This window comes from Chryseobacterium sp. Tr-659 (assembly GCF_011752975.1).
In the GTDB taxonomy this organism is placed as follows: domain Bacteria; phylum Bacteroidota; class Bacteroidia; order Flavobacteriales; family Weeksellaceae; genus Chryseobacterium.
In genome coordinates this window covers 25489-45652 of sequence record NZ_VWWP01000003.1, presented here as the reverse complement: position 1 = coordinate 45652, position 20164 = coordinate 25489, and the positions used below count along the sequence as shown (strand labels likewise).

Here is a 20164-nt window from a genome sequence, read left to right as displayed (position 1 = left end):
GTAATAAGTGATATAGATTAGGTTCTTGATTTTACAGCATCATTCGCTGATTTCATTTCCCTTGCTTTTTTCAGTTTCTGATTTCCGAAATTATAAGTAGCTCCAATGCTTATTAATCTTGGGTAATTGAAGTTGGTAATATTATTATATACTCCTTTAGGCTGTACCCCGCGAACTCTGTAAAAACTTTGGTTAAACAGGTCATTTACTTCTGCCACGAGAGTCCAGTCACCTATAATTTTTTTCAGGCTCAGATCAACACTTTGTCTTACTCCAATAGCCCCTCCTTCCATAGCATCTTTACTTGAGAAATAGTAATTAACACCTAAATACCAGTCTTTTTTAGATGATAATCTGACAATATTATTAAGGGTAACAGACATATTGTAGTTCTTCACATCAACAATGTATGGTTCCAATTCTTCCGTTTCCAGAGGAGCAGGTTGGGAAGTTGGATCTTCTAACACTGCACCGCTGTATTTTACATATCTCAGGTTAACAGAATAATTGGTTGTCCAGATATCTTTGAACCAGGATTTGTTCATACCAAGTGTTAAAGCAAGTTCCCTGTTTTTACCATAATTCGTTCTTATATATCTTAAAAACTTTGTTGTTTTCATGATTATATTTCCGTTGTCATCATAGCGTATATTACCATTCTCATCTGTATCAGGACCAGTCACTTTTCCTTGTAGCGGAAGCAGATCCGAAGCAGAAGCATCTTCCACGATATTAAAACTCAGATTAGCATAGAATGCATTTTTGTACATATAATTAAGCTCCTGATTATAAAATTTGGAAGCCAGTATAAAAGGATTGTTCTGCGTGTAATTGGTAGGAGTGAAGTAGGTCCTGGAAGGATTCAGTTCCCAGAATCTTGGCCTTCTGATTCTGCTGGAGAAAGTATAGCTTAAGTTATGATTATCATTAACTGCGTAATTCAGGTTCAGATACGGCAGAAGGTTATTATAATTTCTCTCAAAGCCTGTTTTATTAAGAATATCTCCTGTGCTTCTTGTCATTTCATAACGGGCTCCTATTTTCCCTGATAGCTTCTCACTCAGTTTTCTTTCGTAATTCAAATAAATTCCTAAAATATTTTCCTTATAAATAAAATGATTGGTTTGCGCTGGATCCTCTACAAAATCACCATTCTGATATTTGTCCTGTTTAGTATCATTATCTGTATTCGTTCGGTTATAGCTGACTCCCATTAACCATGTTTCGCCTTTAGCTGTTTTCTTCAGATAATCAATATTGGCCGCATAGTTGTTGATGATTTGTGGAACCGATTGATGTAAAGCAGAATATCTATTGTTTGGATCATTATTCAATGGAAAACTTTCATTAAAGCTTACTTTATCCCTGTTGAACCATAAATAAGAAACGTTTGAGGTAAGTTTGCTGCCCAAAGAATCTGTTTTGATTTCATAATTTAAATTAAAAGAGTGATTCCTTGTCTGTGCATCCTCATGATTTATAGTATTGTTAGTAAGAACACCATTCTGCCAGTTCGTGATATCCAGAATGGAGTTGAAACTTTTATTATATCTCATATTATAAGAGAATCCTAAACTCTGCTTTTTACTGATCTCATAATCAATATTGAAGCCTCCGGCATAAGTCATATTAGGATCATCATTATATCCGTAAGATTCATTTCTGAACGTAGGATCCCCGTTGGATAAAGTATATTTTTGTCTTTCTGTCCAGCTTCCTGTTCTGAAATTTGAATTTCCGGACCATTTTCCCTGTCTGAAATTGAATGAAGCTCCTGCATTGGGATTGTTATAGTAAGCTTGCTCATTCTGCATTTTCAATGTCCCATTGTAACCATTGTTCTTACTCTTTTTCATTACAATATTGATCACACCTTCAGTAGACTCAACCTGGAACTCACTTCCGGGAACAGTAATGACTTCAATTTTCTGTATATCTTCAGATGGAGTAGCTTTCAGCATTTCGATCAATGCTTCAGCATCCATATTCGTTTTTTTGTTATTGATGTAAATGACAGCATCCGATTTCCCTAGAATTTTTAATGTTTTTCCATCTATACTGGAAATCATCGGAGTCTGTTTTAAAAGATTAAAGGTATTAGTCCCTTTAGCAATAGGTGAAGAAGCTACATCATATACTAAGCGGTCACCTTGTTTTTTGAAAACCTGCTTCTTGATATTAACGGCCTCAATAGAATTCACTTTCAAACTGTCTTTTTTTTGTTGAGCGGTAACAAGTCCGCTGAAAAATAGAGCTGCAATAAGAATTTGAGTTTTCATGATATTATTTTTTAATTAATAGCTTGTATCGTTTGTTATTTAACATTACAAAGATATATAATAAATTTAGTATTATGCAATACAAAGTACTTAAAAATATTTATAATTAAATGTAAGTGCTTGATTTACAGTTATTAAAAATTCATGTTAAAAATTTTGATAACTTGAACTTTCTGTATAATAAGACAACTTAGCCCATAAATTTGTTACATGGGGGATAGAAAATTAATTAAGTTTAAAAAAAACTAATGAAAAGAATAAAGAATTTCTACGGTATTTATATTATTATTAATTTAGTAAAAACTAAAAACTAATACCATATGAGAAAATTTTACCCCTTATTCTTATTGTTTTTGCTATTGTTTTCATGTAAAAATGATTCTTTCTTAGAAATAGAAAATAACTCGTCCAATTCCTCGTCTAATTATAATTTTGGAAATAGTACCCAAAAAAATTTTCAGGGTGTAGTTCTTGATATAAACGGACTCCCGGTTTCAGGCGCAGCTGTTACAATAGGAACAAATAACACAACAACCAATCTTAAAGGTTTTTTTACATTTAAAAATGCTTTGGTAAAAGAAAACTTTGCGCACATAAAAGTGACAAAGCCCGGTTACGTGAATGCATCGAGAGTGATGGTTCCAACCAACGGAACAAATCAAATAAATATTATGATGATTCCTGCAGTTACGACTTCTACAATTTCAACGGGATCAGTAGCCACTGTTTCATTGCCCAACGGAACCAAGGTGAAATTTGACGGAAGCTTTAAAGACGCAAACGGCAATGCTTACTCTGGTCATGTGGATGTAGCTGTTTTTCATCTGGCACCCTCCAACAAATATCTTAATGAATTAATGCCGGGATCATTTTTGGCTGCCAATTCAGGAGGAAATACCAGAGTGATGGAAACTTTTGGAATGTTGCATGTACAATTAACAGGAAGTTCAGGACAAAATCTTCAGATTGCAAATGGACATACAGCGGAAATTACAGTTCCGGTAGATGCCACACAAGCTTCCAGTTCACCAGGTACAATTCCACTGTGGGCCTATAATGAAGAGACAGGCATATGGAAGGAAGAAGGCTCAGCCACAAAGATTGGCAATGCTTATGTAGGAACAGTGAGCCATTTTTCCTGGTGGAACTGTGATGCCCAGTTTGAACAGGCAACCATGAAAGTAACATTGAAAAATACGGCAGGGCAGGTGTTACCCAATCTTAAAGTAACACTCAAGAGAAATTCCCAGGCCTATGAAACTTCCGGAATTACAGATAATACAGGAATGGTTTCCGGAATTGTTCCTGCAGGCGAAGTGCTTGTCCTGAAAGTTTATGATGTTTGTAATAATGTAATTTATACATCCAATGTTGGCCCTTTTTCTGCCGGAATAGTTACAACAATCGCAGATATTATTGTAAACCCTGCTTCATCTACCAGTTATACAATTCAGGGAAATCTGAAAACGTGCACCAATGCGAATGTGACTGATGGGTATGTTTTATTGAGACCTGCAACAATTACAAACTATTTCCAGTATATTTCTTTACCGGTAAACAGTAATGGAAGTTTTACATTTAATACCTATTCATGCGCAGCCAATCCTCAATTTACGTATGAAGGATTTGATAATGTTAATTTTCAGACAACCAACGAAGTTAATTTCACAGCATCATCCAATACGATAAATTTGGGTGACATTATAGTTTGTAATGCTGTGAGTGAATATATAAGTTATAAAATAGATAATCAGCCTGTCAACCATATATTGGGATCGTTCAATGCACTGTGGGGCGGACTTGTCCCTACATCGCCTGCTGTTCCAACAAAACAATTGAGAATAAATTCAATGAATCCTGCCGGACCTTCCTTTTATATGACTCAAAGCAATATGTCGGGAGTTGTGGCAAGTTTTACTACAGGGTACATGTTTGAATTTCAAGGAGGAGCTGTTACATCAAATAACGGAAATTTGGTGGTCAGCATAAACTCTTTTGGAGCAGTAGGAGATTATATTGATTTTACAGTTAACGGAACGTATACCAATAGTTCAGGTAATCATACCTTAACGGTAACAGGACATGTGAAAAGAGATTTGTAGTATTACTAAAAAATGAAAAGGACCGGAAAGGTCCTTTTTTTATGCTGTATTTTTATTCTCTATCGAATCGAGCTAGTTTTTTATCCACCCAAATGGTTGCGAAAGGGAAGAATGCAGCTAATAAAGCAAAAACAAAATCTTCATCATCCCATTTGAAAATTTTTCGTACCGGAAGACAAAATAAAAGATAAAGCGTGAAAAACAGGCCATGAATATTTCCCACAACAATTATAAAAATAGTAGGAAGAAGGCCTTCATCATCATATCTTTTCCAGATCATGGCGATACCATACAGCAGAAAGCAGGTGATGGCTTCGGCAATACAAATCTGTTTAAACCATTTGATGATTTTGTCCTGTGGGTATTTTGAAAAAAAATTGTCTATAAAGTTCATGTCTTTACCTATGAGTTGAGAGTTAAAAGTTAAGAGGCTCTCTCCAACTTTCAGTTTCTAACTTTTGATTTCTGATTGGCAAAATTACTTATAAAAGCTGCTTCCATCCAAATATTCAAAAACTTCAGGAGGGAGCATTGGCCTTACATTTTTTCCGTCTCTGATCATATTACGAATTTCGGTGGCAGAAAGCTCAATAACAGGAGCCTTGATCAGGGAGATGTTTTCATGCTGCAAATATTCCGAATCCTTCTGTTCCCCGTCAAATACTCTCGGATACACAATAATATGATGGTTTTTTATCAGTACATCAGAGTTTTTCCACTTGTGAAGACTTTTCAGGTTATCTTCTCCCATAATGAGACTGAAAGAATAATCAGAATATTTTTCATGAAGATAAGTAAGTGTATCAATTGTGTAGCTTGGTTTAGGAAGAGTAAACTCTACATTGGAAGCTCTCATATTCGGGTAGTTCTTTACTGCGAGCTGAACCATATCCAGTCTGTTATGATCCTTCAGTAAAGATTTTTTGTCTTTAAAGGGATTTTGAGGGCTTACTACAAACCAAAGTTCATCCATATCAGAATTTTCCAGAATATAATTAGCCAGAATAAGATGTCCGATATGAATAGGATTAAAAGATCCGAAAAATAAACCGATTTTTTTCATTTGTTTAGATAGCAGATGATGGACAAAAGGCAAGGCAGTAAAATTAATCCCTGAATTTTACATCCTTGATATTAAGATAATGAGTGACATTGCCTTTCCAGTGATTTTCTTCTAAAGTGAAAGCAAGATCGAAATTCTTGGTTTTAAAATCTTCCACAAACTGCCCGAGTTTGAAGCCGACACATTCAATATTTCGTCCCGTAGCCTCTTGTCTGATGTAAAATTTAAGGTGATTGTTATCTTTTCCCATAGTTTTTACGTAACCCGACAGTTTCTGATCTGTCAAGGTGAAAATAGGCTTCATATTATGAGGACCAAATGGAGCCAGTTTTCTGTGGAAATTGATAAACTCTCTGTTGATCTCATCAACTTTGATTTCAGTATCAATGGATATGGAAGGCTCCTTCTGATGATCCTGGATCTTTTCAGAAACAATTCTTTCAAACTTTTCTTTAAAGGCATCGAATTTGTCCTTTTCCATAGAAAGTCCTGCCGCAGCGTGATGTCCCCCAAACTTTAAAAAGTATTCAGAACACATATCAAGAGCTTCATGTACATCAAAATCCGAAACAGATCTTGCGGAAGCTACCATTTCGCCATTATTTCCGTCAGTAAATACCAAGGTGGGTTTATAATAGGTTTCAATAAGTCTGGAAGCTACAATACCAATCACCCCTTTATTCCATTCAGGATGATAAACAATGGTGGTATGTTTGGTTTCCTGCTGGGATTCTATAATTTGATTTAAGGCGGAAAGGGTAGAATTCATATCCAGTTCACGCCTTTCATCGTTGAGGTTCATAATGTCATTAACGATCTGATTGGCATGCTTAAGGTTATCAGAAACCATAAGCTCTACCGCAGCCTTACCATGTGAAATTCTTCCGGCAGCATTAATCTTAGGGGCAATTTCAAAAACAATATTTGAAATTTCAAAATGAGAAAGTTTATCTTCAGGAATTAGCAATCTTAATCCCATATTTCTGGTCTTTCTGAGGATCTTTAATCCCATTTTGGCCAAAACCCTGTTTTCTCCGGTCATAGAAACAATATCTGCTGCAATAGAAATCGCAAGAAGATCTGTAAGTTCAAATAATTCAGATTCCGGAATTTTATAGATGGTATTCAGCCCCTGACAAAGCTTAAAGCCCACACCGCATCCTGAAAGTTCTTTGAAAGGATACCGGCAGTCACTTCTTTTAGGGTCTAATACCGCTGCTGCATTAGGAATTTCTTCGCCCGGAAGGTGATGGTCGCAGATAATGAAATCTATGCCCAGACCAGTAGCATAATTGATCATGTCAAGTGCCTTAATTCCACAGTCCAGAGCAATGATTAATGAAAAACCATTCTCTTTGGCAAAATCAATTCCTTCTGTGGAAATTCCGTAGCCTTCAGAGTTCCTGTCCGGAATATAATAATCAAGGTATTTTTTTTCAACAATTTTGCTGAGATAGAGGTACATCAAAGCAACAGCCGTGGTTCCGTCCACGTCATAGTCACCGTATACCAATATTTTCTCCCCATTTTCAATTGCAGTTGCAATGCGCTCTACCGCTTTCTGCATGTCTGCCATTAAAAATGGATTATGGATATCGTTAAGGTTCGGTTTGAAAAATTCTCTGGCCTTTTGATAATTGTCAATTCCTCTTAAAACGAGAAGTTTAGATTCAAAAGTACCAAAACCAAGTGACGAACTTAGTCTGTCCACAACTTCCTCATCGGGTTCGGGCTTGTAAATCCATTTTTGACTCATTTCACAAAAATAAGGAAAAAAAATAGCATACTGAACAGAAGAGGTAGGGGATTTTGACTTAATAATTGTTAAAAATTGGACATCTTCGCACTCCCGGTTTTAAAATGATTATGAAAGAAAATTACTTTTTACCTTTTGCTATTGGATAATATCAGGTATATGAACAGAAAATCAATCCAGATTAAGATGATTTGATATTAAATAATTCTCAAATAACTGTTGAGGATCTGTCTTTTTTATTGAGCTAAAAAGATTGGCTTGTTTTTATACCTTAAAATTCAACTGCCAGTTTAGAAGTGAAAAGCAAACAAATCATAAGTATGGAATTCTTTGAAATTTAGGTATTTGTATATTTCGTTCTTTATTTTGAATCTTTATTGTGGTCTTGTTCGTTTTTTTTAAAACATTATATGATAATTTTAGGATTTTATTTTATATATTTTTAGTTAAAATATGTTAATATTTTATATTGTTGTTGTTTGATTTTTAATTTTGTTATTTAATTAAAAAAGCACAATATGAAATTAATAGTATGTTTTCTTTATCTTATGATGAGCTTTCTGCCGTCTGTATTTTATGCTCAGTGTAATGCTGTAGATGTACCTTATATTGAAAATTTTGGGCAAACTGCTGCCGGAACGATTCCTGCATGTACTTCAACCCAACAGATTACTCCGCATGTTTGGAAGGTTTCTTCCGCAGGTGTTTTAACGATTTCCAATAATTATGAAACAGCCAACTCCTGGTTTTATACTCAGGGGGTTAATCTGGAAGCTGGAAAAACTTATACACTTGCACTTGATTACAAACGTACTGCAAGTCCGCAAAGTTTTAAGGTGGCGTATGGCACTTCACCAGTGGATACTTCTATGACAAATATGATTCAGACTTTTTCTTCCGTGACTAACAGTTCTGCTATGCCGGTATCCTTTGCAATTACTCCTTCGGCTACAGGAGTTTATTATTTTGGTTTTAATCTTACTACAGAGTACGTGGGAATGTTTGCGGGTGTTTTGTTAATTGATAATATTGCAGTGAGTCAATCAACGCTTTCCACGTTAGAGGTACAGCCGTCAAAAATACTGGGGATTTACCCTAATCCGGTTAAAAACCATTTGTATATAAAAGGCTCAGGAAAAAAAACAGAGGCGGAAATTATGAATGAAGCAGGTCAAAAAGTACTCTCCGTAAATGGAGTCTTGTCTGAAATCGATATTTCCGGTTTAGTGAAGGGAGTTTATTTTCTGGTTATGAAAAATGAGGCCGGGATCAGGTTTTCAGAAAAATTTATTAAAGAATAATCAATGAATTTTTAAATTAAAATAGCTGCTCGGCCGAGCAGCTATTTATTTTTATCTTCAATAGATTAAGAATACATTTTTTCTCTTAATTCTTTTACCTTTTTATCAGCAAGGTATTCGTCATAAGTCATTTCTCTGTCAATGATTCCGCTAGGAGTCAATTCAATGATTCTGTTACAAACCGTAGACAACATTTCGTGGTCATGAGATGCTAATAAAAGATTTCCTTTGAAGTTAGACAATGAGTTGTTCAAAGTTGTGATACTTTCAAGGTCTAAGTGGTTAGTAGGCTCATCTAATAAAAGAACGTTAGCTTTCTGAAGCATCATTCTGCTGAACATACATCTCATTTTTTCACCTCCGGAAAGTACTTTACAAGATTTTAAAGCTTCATCACCAGAGAAAAGCATTCTTCCTAAGAATCCTCTTACGAATTCTTCGTGGCGCTCTTCATCATTTTTTGTGAATTGTCTTAGCCAATCAACTAAGCTTAAATCCTCTTGGAAGAAATTAGTATTATCTAATGGCATGTGAGATTGGTTTGTTGTAACCCCCCAAGCAACACTTCCTTTATCTGCTTCAACGTTTCCAGCTAGAATTTCAAAAAATTCTGTGATTGCTAAAGAGTTTTTAGAAAGTACAGCTACTTTATCACCCTTTTTAAGGTTTAAGTCGATGTTAGTGAATAATAATTCTCCGTCTTTTGTTTTTTCAAGACCTTTTACATCAAGGATCTGATCTCCCGCTTCTCTTTCCATTTCGAAAATAATCGCAGGATATCTTCTTGAAGAAGGTTTAATGTCGTCAATATTTAATTTGTCGATCATTTTCTTTCTTGCTGTAGCTTGTTTAGCTTTAGCAACGTTAGAACTAAATCTAGCAATGAAGTCCTGAAGTTCTTTTTTCTTTTCTTCAGCTTTCTTATTAGCTTGAGCTCTTTGTCTTGTTGCTAATTGAGATGCCTGGTACCAGAATGAATAGTTACCCGTATAAAGGTTTAGCTTAGAATAGTCTAAGTCACCGATGTGAGTACAAACTGTATCTAGGAAGTGACGGTCGTGAGATACCACGATCACTGTATTTTCATAATCTGCAAGGAAATCCTCCAGCCATGAGATAGTATCAATATCAAGGTCATTGGTAGGCTCATCCAGAATCAATACATCAGGATTACCGAAAAGTGCCTGAGCCAAAAGAACTTTTACTTTGTCTTTGTTCTCAAGTTCCCCCATCAGCTGCCAGTGCATATCGTCTGTAATTCCTACGTTTGAAAGCATGGTTTGTGCATCAGATTCTGCAGTCCATCCACCCATTTCATCATAAATTACACCTAGTTCACCGGCTTTAATTCCGTCTTCGTCAGAGAAATCTTCTTTTGCGTATAACGCATCCATTTCCTCTTTTATCTCAAATAATTTCTTATTACCTCTCAAAACAGCTTCAAGAACAGTAAACTGATCATAAGCAAAGTGATCCTGCTCCAAAACTGACATTCTTTTCCCCGGTTCCAGAGATACATGCCCTGTTGTAGGATCCTGCTTTCCTGTTAATATTTTAAGGAATGTAGACTTTCCCGCACCGTTTGCTCCGATGATTCCGTAGCAGTTTCCTTTGGTAAACATAATATTTACCTCGTCAAAAAGAACTCTTTTCCCGAATTGTAAAGATAAGTTAGATACTGTTAACATATAGTTTTGTAAATTTGGCGCAAAAATACGAAAAGAATTTGGGTATTTTGTAATAATATAATAGTCAAGTTTTTAAATGTATGGTATTTTTTATATATTTCATTAACGAAATTTTAAAATGATGAAGATTGAGAAAACAGTTAATATATTAAATAGGAGAGCCCGTTTTGAATATGAAATTCTTGAAGAATACGAAGCCGGAATGGTTTTGACGGGTACAGAAATAAAATCTTTACGTTCTTCCAAAGCATCCATCACAGAATCGTTCTGTCAGTTTATTGATGGGGAATTGTACATCATTAACATGATGATTGATGAGTACAAATTGGGAACTTTTTACAATCATAAAACAAAAAGGGAACGGAAATTGCTCTTGCACAAAAAAGAATTACAAAAACTTGAAAAAAAGTTAAAGGATGCAGGAAATACCATTATACCTTTAAAATTATATATCACTGATCGAGGTAAAGCAAAGGTGCTGATAGCGCTGGGTAGAGGGAAAAAGCTTTTCGATAAAAGGGAAGCAATTAAAGATAGAGAAAATAAACGAAACCTGGACAGAATATTAAAGAAAAGTTAAAAATCATTTGAAAAACTTTGTATATAAAGAAAAATTATATTTATTTTGCATTATCAATTATTTAATCATTTAATTCTATGAAAAATCTAAAATTAGGAATTTCAGCATTGGCGCTTACTGTTGCCTCTACTGTTTTCGCGCAGACTACCAACAATCCGTGGTTAATCGGGGTTGGTGCTCATGCTGAAAACCACGTAGCAGCAAGAGGTAGTTTTAGTAATACGTTCTCTGCTAACAATTTGACGAAAAGTATGTTCAATGTGAACAACTTTTCTATTACACCTCCTTTGTCGAAGCTAACAGTTGCTAGAAACATTGGTAAAGGTTTAGTAATTGACTGGCAAACTTCTGTTGGAAATGTTGAAAATAAAAGATTCAACATGGGGAAAGAATTTTTCCTAATGACAGGTCTTGGTTTCCAGGCTCACGCTGCAGGTCTTTTATGGAACGAAGAATCTTGGTTTGATCCATATTTAAGAGTTGGTGCTAACTACCTAAGACACGATTATACTGCACTTACTTTCCCTAGAACTGCTGTTGACGCAAACGGTAACCCTATCGAGGTTGTGCCAAACGGTAAGGATGGTAACGAAAACGGTAAAGCTAACCACTTTACTGTAGCTACAGGTGCTGGTGCTAACTTCTGGGTAACTAAAAACTTCGGTCTTGGTATTCAGGGAGATTATGTATCAACTCCAGGTGATAAATCTACAGTTGCTAACTTCTGGCAAGCTTCTGCTTCCATCTTATTCAGATTCGGAAACAGAGATAGAGATAAGGATGGTATCCTAGATAAAGATGACCTTTGTCCAGATACACCAGGTTTACCAGAATTCCAAGGATGTCCTGATACAGACGGTGATGGAGTTCCAGATAAAGACGATCAATGTCCAGACGTAGCTGGTCCAGTTGAAAACAACGGTTGTCCTTGGCCAGATACAGACGGTGACGGTGTAATCGATAAAGATGACGCTTGTCCTACAGTAGCAGGTCCTGCTGAAAACAACGGTTGTCCTTGGCCAGATACAGACGGTGACGGTATCCTAGATAAAGATGATGCTTGTCCTACTGTTCCAGGTCTTCCAGAATACAACGGATGTCCTAAGCCAGCTGAACCAACTTCTGTTGTTGTAACTAAAGAGTTGAAAGATATTCTATTCGACTTCAACAAAGCTACAATCAGACCTCAGTCTAGCGGTAAGTTAGATAACGCTGCTAAGATCATCAAAGAAGCTGCTGCTGAAAACTTCGTAGTAGTAGGTATGACAGATGCTAAAGGTGCTGCTGCTTATAACTTGAAACTTTCTAGAGAAAGAGCTGCTTCTGTAGTTGCTGCTTTAGAAGCTAGAGGAGTTAACCCTGCAGTATTGAAGTCTATCGGTATCGGTTCTCAGGAAGCTAAAGTTCCTGCAACTGCTTCTGATGCTGAAAGACAAGAAGACAGAAAAGTTATCGTAAGAGCGATCTCAGGTGCTGAGTGGGATACTTACAAGAAAAATGACTTAACTGTAGCTAAACCAGCTAAAAAAGCTGTTAAGAAAGGTGCTAAAAAAGCTCCGGCTAAAAAAGCTCCAGCTAAAAAGAAAAAATAATTAATTTTTCTAAATAATGAATACCTCCAATCTTTTGGAGGTATTTTTTTTTTGTTGACTTTTAAGTAATTTTGTTGAAAATTAAAAATTAAAATGGGAAGAGCATTTGAATATAGAAAAGCTTCTAAAATGGCCAGATGGGATAAGATGGCCAAAACATTCTCCAAAATAGGTAAAGATATTGCGTTAGCTGTAAAAGCAGGTGGAACAGATCCTGAATCTAACCCGGCGCTTAGAAGATGTATCCAAAACGCGAAAGGGGCAAACATGCCTAAGGATAACGTAGAAAGAGCTATTAAGAAAGCAAGTGGTGCGGACGCAGAAAACTATGAAGAGATCACATACGAAGGATATGGACAGGGTGGTGTTGCTTTCTTTGTAGAGTGTACAACAAACAATACAACAAGAACTGTAGCCAATGTAAGAGCTGTTTTCAATAAGTTTGACGGTAATCTGGGTAAAAATGGTGAGCTTGCATTTATCTTTGACAGGAAAGGAATTTTCACAATCGATCTGGCTCAGATCAAAATGGATTGGGATGATTTCGAAATGGAAATGATTGACGGAGGTGCCGAAGACGTAGAAAAAGACGAGGATGAGGTAATGATTACCACTGCTTTTGAAGATTTTGGTTCTTTATCCCATAAATTGGATGAACTGAAAATTGAAGCGAAAAGTGCAGAACTTCAAAGAATTCCAAACAATACAAAAGAAGTAAACGCAGAGCAGTTCAAGGCCAATATGAAAATGCTTGAACGTTTCGAGGAGGATGATGATGTTCAGAACGTGTATCACAACATGGAAATCACAGAAGAGCTGATGAACGCTCTATAAAAAATAATATAGCATTCATATACAGTTAATTTTCAATTAGTTTCTTTGTATAAAACTATGAAAAGAAACGTTGAATTAGTTGTTATATCGGATGTTCATTTGGGAACTTATGGATGTAAGGCTAAAGAATTGTTGAGATATCTCAATTCTATCCAGCCTAAAACTTTAGTTTTAAACGGTGATATTATTGATATTTGGCAGTTTAAAAAGTCTTACTTCCCTAAACCTCATTTGAAAGTAATCAGAAAGATTCTTTCATTTGCTACCAAAAACACAGATGTCTATTATATTACAGGAAATCATGATGAAATGTTCCGTAAGTTTACGGACTTTGAACTTGGAAAACTTAAAGTCTGTAATAAAATCTGCCTGAATATTGATCAGAAGAAAACCTGGATATTTCACGGTGATGTTTTCGATGCATCCGTCCAGCATTCCAAGTGGATCGCCAAACTTGGAGGAAAAGGTTATGATCTGTTAATTATTATCAATAATGTTGTAAATTGGTTCTTGGAAAAAATGGGTAAAGAGAAATATTCATTTTCAAAAAAAATCAAAAACAATGTGAAAAAAGCGGTGAAATATATCGGCGATTTTGAGCTTACAGCTTCTGAACTGGCTATTGATAACCAATATGACTATGTAGTTTGCGGGCATATCCACCAGCCGCAGATTCGTGAAGTTGTAAATAAAAAAGGATCCTGCACCTACCTGAATTCAGGAGACTGGATCGAAAATCTTTCTGCTTTGGAATATCATGATAAAGAGTGGAAAATTTTCTATTATGATGAACATAAACACCTGTTGAAAGATGACGAAGTAGAAGAGATCCAGGAGATGGATAGTTCTGCTCTCTTAAAAATCGTAACCAATTTTTCCTAAATGAAGATTCTGTACGCATTCCAGGGCACTGGTAACGGACATATGGCCAGAGCACAGGAAATTATTCCCATTCTCAAAAAATATGCATCGGTAGATACCCTGATCAGTGGTCATCAGTCTCAATTAAAGGCTGATTTTGACATTAATTTCCAACATAGAGGTATTTCCCTCCTTTATAACAAAACAGGCGGTTTATCCTACCGAAAAACATTTACTGATAATAAATTCTTTGAAGCTGTAAAAACGATAAAGGATTTAGAACTATCCCATTATGATCTGATCATTAATGATTATGAGCCATTAACAGGCTGGGCTTCTAAACTTAAAAAGCTGCCTATGATAGAACTCAGTCACCAGGCATCAATGAGTTTTAAAGAAACACCTAAACCTCAGAAAAAGGATTTTCTGGGTGAATTGATTCTAAAATACTATGTTCCTAGTGAAAGAAAGATAGGCTTTCATTTTGAAAATTATCACCCCCAGATTAAAAAACCGGTCATCAGAAAGAAAATAAGAAACCTTAATCCTTATAAAAAGGGATATTATATGGTTTATCTTCCCAGCTTTGCAGATGAAAATATTATTAAAGTTTTGAGAAAAATTCCTGTGGAATGGAAAGTATTTTCAAAATACAGTAAAGTACAGGTTAAAGTAAAAAACGTTGAAGTTTTCCCGATCGATGAGAGCCAGTATCTGAAATACTTTGAAGGCTGTGAAGGAATTTTATGCAACGCCGGTTTTGAAACTCCTGCAGAAGCATTGTTTATGGATAAAAAATTATTCGTGATTCCTATCCACAATCAGTATGAACAGGAATGCAATGCCTGTGCTCTGGATAAAATGGGTATTCCCAATTCTAAAGTATTAAATCTGCAGGAAATTATGGAATGGGTTGCTTCGGATCATCATCTGAAAGTGGATTATCCTGATGATATTGAAGAAATTTTACTGAACGAGGTTTTAATTTTTTAAAAAGATATCATCTACATCATTCATTCTCATCATCACAGATCTTGCATATGAGCAATGTGGATAAACATTCCAGTTATTTTCCCTTGCAAATCTGATGGCTTCTTCTACTAAATATTTTCCCATACCTCTGCCTTCAAACTCAGGATGTACAAGTACGAAAGAAATAATCAGTTTGTGATCTTCAGGAAAGATAGTATAGGTAAGTCTTCCTATTTCTTTGATTTCATTATTTAGAGTAAGAACTCCACCATTTCCGGATTTATTGTTTTCAAATTTCATAGTTTATAACTTTACTGTTATTAAAGATACGGAAAATTATGTTTATTGATGAATAAGAAATGATCGTAGTACCAATTAATCTTCTGCTTTTTAAGAGAGTTGGGTTTTAATTATCCTTTCCCGTATAGTAATTGTAATCTTTAATAATAATACCAATAAATTGTCTTTCCGTCATTTTGGTGGGATCTATCTCCAATTTTAGAATGCTTTTAATTTTATCGGAAAGTTTACTGATAATCTGGCGGTCGTCTGCTCTTACAGCCTTTGTGTAATTATCCTTAATGATTCTCATGTCATTATCGCTTAAAGCAATAACCTGAGGAAATGAAGGGATATAATCTTCATGGATATTTTCTAAAATGGTATGAGAGATGTTAATATTATTTTTTAGTGAAATAACAGCTGTTCCGGAAGCAATATCTCCCAGGCGTTGGTTGTTTTTAGAAACAATCATTGAGATCAGTCCAATTACTCCGGCAAAAGAAACATCTACAATTCTAAATACCCAACGGATCAGGTAGTCTCCAAAGCCGGCCTGGTATCCGTCAATTTTCACAACCCTGATCTTCATAAGTTTTTTTCCTGGTGTTTGTCCTTCCATTAAACTTTCAAATACAAGAGGATAGATATAAGTAGGAAACGTCAGGATAATATACACGGCCATTACGGACCATTCATCGAGGCCGTTTAACAGATACCCCAAATCAAAAATGTTAAAGAACAGATAAAGTATAATAACAACATAAGCTACCCTTATCAGGAGATCAATAATGAATGCAAGCATTCTTTCTCCTACACCGGCAATATTAAAGCTAATATTTACATTTTGTGAGGTATTTATCGCAATTTGAGACATAATTTTTATTATTTTAGCCTTTACAATTATGAGAGAAGTTTATTTCATTAAACAAAATAAAGAAAAATGGTTGGGAATAGAACAGGTTATTCAAGGGAAAATTAAAAAAAATCCAGATGACCTGTCTTCGTTATATATTAACCTGATCAATGATCTTTCTTTTGCACAGACTTATTATCCTAAAAGTAATACAACGGTGTATCTGAATCATCTGTCTTCTCAGATTTTCCAAAAGATCTACAAGACAAAAAGAGTGGAGGAGAACCGGCTTGTTTATTTTTTCAAAACTGAAGTTCCGTTACTGGTATACCAGTATCGAAGGTATTTGATGTACGCCTTTCTGTTTTTTATTTTGTTTACCTCAATAGGAGTGCTTTCCGCAATCTATGATAAAAGTTTTTTGACAGTTGCGATCCCAAATGGGGAAGCGTACGTTAATGAAACGGTAGAAAACATTAAAAAAGGAAATGCCGTTGCCGTATACGGAAGCGGTACAACCTGGGGAAGCACCATCGGAATTATTTTTAACAATATTCAGGTGGGAGCAAAATTGTACATTTATGGTATTGCAGGCGGTGTGGGAACTTTATTTGCACTGCTCTCCAATAGTGTAATGCTGGGAGCTTTTCAGTATTTTTTCTACGATTACGGAGCTTTGAAAGACAGTGCAAGAGGAATCTGGCTTCACGGGGTTTTTGAGATTTTTGCTATGGTGGTAGAAGCCATGTGCGGATTAATTCTGGGAGCCTCTATTTTATTTCCGAGAACATTTTCGAGGTTTAATTCTTTTAAAAAAGGTTTTAAAGATTCGTTTAAAATATTTCTGAGTACAATTCCTTTTACTATTTGTGCCGGAATTATTGAAGGCTATGTTACAAGACATGCTCTGAAGATGCCGTTATTTCTGAATCTTCTCATTATTTTCGGCTCACTTGCGATTATAGGATTCTACTATTTTGTATATCCTTCAATGGTCAATAAAAAAACTAATAAAAACATCCATGATACAATTTTATAAAAAAAGGGATTTCGGAACCTTTATCAGTGATAGTTTTAACTTTTTCAAATTATACGGAAAGAATTATTTTAAGAACTATATCCTGATCAACGGGTTGCTTTTGATTATTATGATAACCGTTATGATCTTCGGATACAGAGAACTTTTTTCACAGGTTTTCGGATCGAACCTTAGCGGTGAAACATATTATTTTGAACAGTATTTTTCGGATAATGCCGGAATGCTTATTACCGTGGGTATTTTGACATTTCTGCTTTTCATGATCCTGATGATCGTAAACTACCTGTACCCGGTTTTCTATTTAAAAAGAATTGCAAGAGGAGAAGAAAAGATAAAGACAGATGACATCCTGGGTGATTTTAAAACAAATGCAGGAAGAATAGGCAAGCTTTGCATTGGAATGATCTTTATTGTAACTCCTGTAGTTTTGTTTGTAGTAGGCATATCTTACATTCTCATCTTTATTATTATCGGATTGTTCCTGATCCTGCTTTTATATCCTACAATATTCAATTTTACTACATTTCTGATGTACGATTATTTTAATTCCGATAGAAAATTCTTAGACAGTATGAGCTATGCCATGCGGTCGCAGTTTTCTTATGCTAACGGGAGTGAAAAATCACCGTACTGGAAGTATTGGGGATCAGCTTTTGTCATGTTTATTATCATTTACATTGCAACTTCCATGTTCACATTTATTCCGATGATATTTTTTTACGGATCGCTTCTTACTTCAACCCCGGATGGGAACTTTGAACAGAACCCTTTTACCGGAGCATTCGGAGTGATGTTCTTTGTATTTTATGGAATTTCTATGCTGCTTTCATTCTTCCTTTCCAATCTGATGTATGTAAACGCCGGGTTGATGTATTATGACAGCAGAACAGACCTTCATCAGAAAGTAGAACTTGCAGAAATAGACACCATTGGAATCAATGAATAGAATTCTTTTTTTCTTATTGTTTTTTTTCTCATTGGGCTTTGCACAGGCTCAGGACGATACACCTGTGGATGAATACTTGGGAGATTCCCTTTATACAACGGGGCATTATCATAATATGCTGAGGGCAGATTCTGTACTGATGAAAAATCCGGTTTCAGAAAATGAAGCATATCCCAAAACATTTAAAGAGAATATTCCATCCAGATATAAAGGCAATGAATTCGATTATTCAGTATCAAAACCCAGAGAGTCTTTCTGGCAGAAACTAATGAAAAAAGCAGACCAGTTCCTGCGCAGTATTTTCGGAGAAACGGTTTTTACAAAATCAGGGGAGGTTACAGCAGTGCTTATTCGCCTGTTTGCCATTATTCTTGTAGGGTTCCTTCTTTATTTCATCATTAAATACATCCTTGGAAAAGAAGGTAATTTTATTTTTGGAAAAAAGAACAAGAAACTGGATATCAATGTAGAGGAATTGCATGAGAACATCCATGAGATTAATTTTCCTGAAAGTATTGCACAATTTGAGCATGCAGGAGATTATCGTTCAGCAGTACGTTATCAGTTCTTATTTATTCTTAAAAAATTGAGTGATAAAAAGCTGATCAGCTGGAATCCTGAAAAGACAAATAAAGATTATGTGGCAGAGTTGAAAGTTCCAAATCTTAAAAAAGATTTTTCTGATCTTTCCTACATTTTTGAATATGTATGGTATGGAGAATTCAGCATAGAAGAACAAAGCTATCAGAAGTTTAAAAACCAGTATCAGTCATTTAAACCATAACAAAATTTAACCATGAATAAAACTTTCAAAACATATGCTGTCATTTTCGTCATTGTGATGATTATTTTGGCATTGCTTGAAGTTAACAAAAAAGAAACTACAGACTGGCGTAAAAATTTTGATATTAATGAAAAGTCTCCTTTCGGGCTGTTTGTTTTTAATAATGAAGCCAAAGATCTTTTTAAAAATAATCTGAAGAAAATTGAACAGGTTCCGTACGAGTATTACAGTCAGCATAAAAAAGGAGTTCATAATATCATTGTTATTGAAAATGATCTCGACGGAGCGTCGTGGAAGAAAATTCTGGATCAGGTTTCAGAAGGTTCGGATGCGATGTTGATAACGAGTCAAATGCCTAAAGAAATTTCAGACAGTATCGGATATTATGATTCGGAAATCTCATTCGAAGAAGAAAATGTTCTGAAGCTTACAGATAAAAAATATCAGAATGATTTTATTAAATTAGATAAATTTCCATCAGGAAGAGGATTCTCCTTTATTAAACCTAATGTTGAGATATTGGGTAAAACCGTGGAGAAAAAGAATACGGATCAGGCCAATTTTATTAGAGCTAAATTTGGAAAAGGAAATATATATATTCATGTTGAACCGCTTTTTCTTACCAATTATTACCTTCTAAAGCCCGGAAATGTAAAATATGCACAAGATGTATTTTCATATCTCCCGGATAGGGAAACGCTATGGTTTGTAGAAAGTAACAGTAAGACCTCACGTTTCTTTATGAGATTTATATTGTCTAATCCGGCATTGAAATATGCCTGGTGGGTGTTTTTAGGAGGACTTGTTCTCTTCATTTTCTTTAATGCAAAGAGAAAACAGAGAATAGTTCCTGTTATAGAACCATTGCGCAATACTTCGCTTGATTTTGTGAAAAGTATAGGAAATCTTTATCTTCAGGAAGGCGATTTTCATGATATGATGGCTAAAAAAGCGCAATACTTTCTGAATAAAGTCAGAATGGATCTGTTGATAGATACCCAGAATTTAGATCCGGAATTCGCAAAGAAACTGCAATTAAAAACCGGAAAAACGATGGAGATGATCAATGAGGCGATATCATTAATTAAAAAAGCACAGGATCCTTATGCCAGCGTTATGAAAGAAGATCTGGCAAGAATGAATAAACTGCTGGATGATATTCTTAAATAATATGGCAGCTTATGAAAAGCAATATAGATAAGAGTCTCAACGGAACGATTTAATAAAAGATA

At 35.2% G+C, this 20164-nt stretch carries 18 protein-coding genes; 11 read left to right on the top strand and 7 right to left on the bottom strand.

Annotation, left to right across the window (positions count from 1 at the left end; all coding sequences use genetic code 11):
- Nucleotides 1–17: 17 nt before the first annotated feature.
- Nucleotides 18–2279: an outer membrane beta-barrel family protein gene (locus F3J23_RS07795; protein WP_167026711.1), complete on the bottom strand. Its 2262-nt coding sequence runs from the start codon at nt 2277–2279 to the stop codon at nt 18–20.
- A 320-nt stretch (nt 2280–2599) separates the two neighbouring features.
- On the opposite strand from F3J23_RS07795, the gene F3J23_RS07790 reads away from it, so the two are divergent.
- Entirely contained in the window at nt 2600–4381 is a 1782-nt protein-coding gene (locus F3J23_RS07790; RefSeq protein WP_167026708.1) for a carboxypeptidase regulatory-like domain-containing protein, read from the top strand.
- A gap of 52 nt (nt 4382–4433) precedes the next feature.
- Here F3J23_RS07790 and F3J23_RS07785 read toward each other — a convergent pair whose 3' ends face one another.
- The 3 genes from F3J23_RS07785 to recJ form a co-directional block, all read right to left on the bottom strand.
- Nucleotides 4434–4775, bottom strand: coding sequence for a DUF3817 domain-containing protein (locus tag F3J23_RS07785; RefSeq protein ID WP_167026705.1), 342 nt, complete (start codon nt 4773–4775; stop codon nt 4434–4436).
- A gap of 84 nt (nt 4776–4859) precedes the next feature.
- Entirely contained in the window at nt 4860–5444 is a 585-nt protein-coding gene (nadD, locus tag F3J23_RS07780; RefSeq protein WP_167026702.1) for a nicotinate (nicotinamide) nucleotide adenylyltransferase, read from the bottom strand.
- A gap of 43 nt (nt 5445–5487) precedes the next feature.
- A complete protein-coding gene (gene recJ, locus F3J23_RS07775; protein ID WP_167026699.1) occupies nt 5488–7200 on the bottom strand; it encodes a single-stranded-DNA-specific exonuclease RecJ in 1713 nt (570 codons plus the stop codon).
- A gap of 518 nt (nt 7201–7718) precedes the next feature.
- On the opposite strand from recJ, the gene F3J23_RS07770 reads away from it, so the two are divergent.
- The gene (locus tag F3J23_RS07770) at nt 7719–8501 is read left to right on the top strand and encodes a T9SS type A sorting domain-containing protein (RefSeq protein WP_167026696.1); all 783 of its coding nucleotides are present in this window, start codon (nt 7719–7721) and stop codon (nt 8499–8501) included.
- Nucleotides 8502–8566: 65 nt separating this feature from the next.
- Here the strand turns inward: F3J23_RS07770 and F3J23_RS07765 are convergent, their stop codons facing one another.
- Nucleotides 8567–10189, bottom strand: coding sequence for an ABC-F family ATP-binding cassette domain-containing protein (locus F3J23_RS07765; RefSeq protein ID WP_167026693.1), 1623 nt, complete (start codon nt 10187–10189; stop codon nt 8567–8569).
- 121 nt (nt 10190–10310) lie between these two features.
- On the opposite strand from F3J23_RS07765, the gene smpB reads away from it, so the two are divergent.
- The 5 genes from smpB (at nt 10311) to F3J23_RS07740 (ending at nt 15049) form a co-directional block, all read left to right on the top strand.
- Nucleotides 10311–10769 (top strand): SsrA-binding protein SmpB, encoded by a 459-nt coding sequence (smpB, locus tag F3J23_RS07760; RefSeq protein WP_041462062.1) that lies wholly within the window; start codon nt 10311–10313, stop codon nt 10767–10769.
- Between the two features lie 77 nt (nt 10770–10846).
- Nucleotides 10847–12361 carry an OmpA family protein gene (locus F3J23_RS07755; RefSeq protein WP_167026690.1) on the top strand — a complete coding sequence of 505 codons (1515 nt, stop codon included), beginning with the start codon at nt 10847–10849 and terminating at the stop codon, nt 12359–12361.
- Nucleotides 12362–12454: 93 nt separating this feature from the next.
- A complete protein-coding gene (locus tag F3J23_RS07750; protein WP_167026687.1) occupies nt 12455–13195 on the top strand; it encodes a YebC/PmpR family DNA-binding transcriptional regulator in 741 nt (246 codons plus the stop codon).
- 57 nt (nt 13196–13252) lie between these two features.
- On the top strand, nt 13253–14077 hold the full coding sequence (locus tag F3J23_RS07745) for a UDP-2,3-diacylglucosamine diphosphatase (protein ID WP_167026685.1): 825 nt from the start codon (nt 13253–13255) through the stop codon (nt 14075–14077).
- Nucleotides 14078–15049 (top strand): glycosyltransferase family protein, encoded by a 972-nt coding sequence (locus F3J23_RS07740; RefSeq protein WP_167026682.1) that lies wholly within the window; start codon nt 14078–14080, stop codon nt 15047–15049.
- Here the strand turns inward: F3J23_RS07740 and F3J23_RS07735 are convergent.
- Both F3J23_RS07735 and F3J23_RS07730 read right to left on the bottom strand, forming a co-directional pair.
- Nucleotides 15038–15328 (bottom strand): GNAT family N-acetyltransferase, encoded by a 291-nt coding sequence (locus F3J23_RS07735; RefSeq protein WP_167026679.1) that lies wholly within the window; start codon nt 15326–15328, stop codon nt 15038–15040. The two genes, F3J23_RS07740 and F3J23_RS07735, sit on opposite strands and share 12 nt — an antisense overlap.
- 106 nt (nt 15329–15434) lie before the next feature.
- Complete coding sequence (locus F3J23_RS07730; protein ID WP_167026676.1) at nt 15435–16184, bottom strand: RDD family protein; 750 nt, start codon at nt 16182–16184, stop codon at nt 15435–15437.
- 28 nt (nt 16185–16212) lie between these two features.
- On the opposite strand from F3J23_RS07730, the gene F3J23_RS07725 reads away from it, so the two are divergent.
- From F3J23_RS07725 to F3J23_RS07710, 4 genes are read left to right on the top strand one after another with little or no spacing between them, the layout of a single operon-like run.
- Nucleotides 16213–17202, top strand: a complete 990-nt coding sequence (locus F3J23_RS07725) for a stage II sporulation protein M (protein WP_167026673.1) — start codon at nt 16213–16215, stop codon at nt 17200–17202.
- Nucleotides 17186–18148 (top strand): DUF4013 domain-containing protein, encoded by a 963-nt coding sequence (locus F3J23_RS07720; RefSeq protein ID WP_167026670.1) that lies wholly within the window; start codon nt 17186–17188, stop codon nt 18146–18148. The genes F3J23_RS07725 and F3J23_RS07720 overlap by 17 nt, the downstream gene beginning before the upstream one ends.
- Nucleotides 18141–18932: a DUF4129 domain-containing protein gene (locus F3J23_RS07715; RefSeq protein ID WP_167026667.1), complete on the top strand. Its 792-nt coding sequence runs from the start codon at nt 18141–18143 to the stop codon at nt 18930–18932. The genes F3J23_RS07720 and F3J23_RS07715 overlap by 8 nt, the downstream gene beginning before the upstream one ends.
- Nucleotides 18933–18944: 12 nt before the next feature.
- Nucleotides 18945–20102, top strand: coding sequence for a hypothetical protein (locus tag F3J23_RS07710; protein ID WP_167026664.1), 1158 nt, complete (start codon nt 18945–18947; stop codon nt 20100–20102).
- The last annotated feature ends 62 nt before the right edge of the window (nt 20103–20164 follow it).

What these genes read in the sequence shown, in the direction of transcription:
- F3J23_RS07795 (WP_167026711.1), bottom strand. Translation starts at nt 2,279, where the DNA reads ATGAAAACTCAAATTCTTATTGCAGCTCTATTTTTCAGCGGACTTGTT.
- F3J23_RS07750 (WP_167026687.1), top strand. Translation starts at nt 12,455, where the DNA reads ATGGGAAGAGCATTTGAATATAGAAAAGCTTCTAAAATGGCCAGATGG.
- F3J23_RS07765 (WP_167026693.1), bottom strand. Translation starts at nt 10,189, where the DNA reads ATGTTAACAGTATCTAACTTATCTTTACAATTCGGGAAAAGAGTTCTT.
- F3J23_RS07710 (WP_167026664.1), top strand. Translation starts at nt 18,945, where the DNA reads ATGAATAAAACTTTCAAAACATATGCTGTCATTTTCGTCATTGTGATG.
- F3J23_RS07785 (WP_167026705.1), bottom strand. Translation starts at nt 4,775, where the DNA reads ATGAACTTTATAGACAATTTTTTTTCAAAATACCCACAGGACAAAATC.
- F3J23_RS07745 (WP_167026685.1), top strand. Translation starts at nt 13,253, where the DNA reads ATGAAAAGAAACGTTGAATTAGTTGTTATATCGGATGTTCATTTGGGA.
- F3J23_RS07770 (WP_167026696.1), top strand. Translation starts at nt 7,719, where the DNA reads ATGAAATTAATAGTATGTTTTCTTTATCTTATGATGAGCTTTCTGCCG.
- F3J23_RS07725 (WP_167026673.1), top strand. Translation starts at nt 16,213, where the DNA reads ATGAGAGAAGTTTATTTCATTAAACAAAATAAAGAAAAATGGTTGGGA.
- smpB (WP_041462062.1), top strand. Translation starts at nt 10,311, where the DNA reads ATGAAGATTGAGAAAACAGTTAATATATTAAATAGGAGAGCCCGTTTT.
- F3J23_RS07740 (WP_167026682.1), top strand. Translation starts at nt 14,078, where the DNA reads ATGAAGATTCTGTACGCATTCCAGGGCACTGGTAACGGACATATGGCC.
- F3J23_RS07715 (WP_167026667.1), top strand. Translation starts at nt 18,141, where the DNA reads ATGAATAGAATTCTTTTTTTCTTATTGTTTTTTTTCTCATTGGGCTTT.
- F3J23_RS07730 (WP_167026676.1), bottom strand. Translation starts at nt 16,184, where the DNA reads ATGTCTCAAATTGCGATAAATACCTCACAAAATGTAAATATTAGCTTT.
- F3J23_RS07755 (WP_167026690.1), top strand. Translation starts at nt 10,847, where the DNA reads ATGAAAAATCTAAAATTAGGAATTTCAGCATTGGCGCTTACTGTTGCC.
- F3J23_RS07735 (WP_167026679.1), bottom strand. Translation starts at nt 15,328, where the DNA reads ATGAAATTTGAAAACAATAAATCCGGAAATGGTGGAGTTCTTACTCTA.
- nadD (WP_167026702.1), bottom strand. Translation starts at nt 5,444, where the DNA reads ATGAAAAAAATCGGTTTATTTTTCGGATCTTTTAATCCTATTCATATC.
- recJ (WP_167026699.1), bottom strand. Translation starts at nt 7,200, where the DNA reads ATGAGTCAAAAATGGATTTACAAGCCCGAACCCGATGAGGAAGTTGTG.
- F3J23_RS07720 (WP_167026670.1), top strand. Translation starts at nt 17,186, where the DNA reads ATGATACAATTTTATAAAAAAAGGGATTTCGGAACCTTTATCAGTGAT.
- F3J23_RS07790 (WP_167026708.1), top strand. Translation starts at nt 2,600, where the DNA reads ATGAGAAAATTTTACCCCTTATTCTTATTGTTTTTGCTATTGTTTTCA.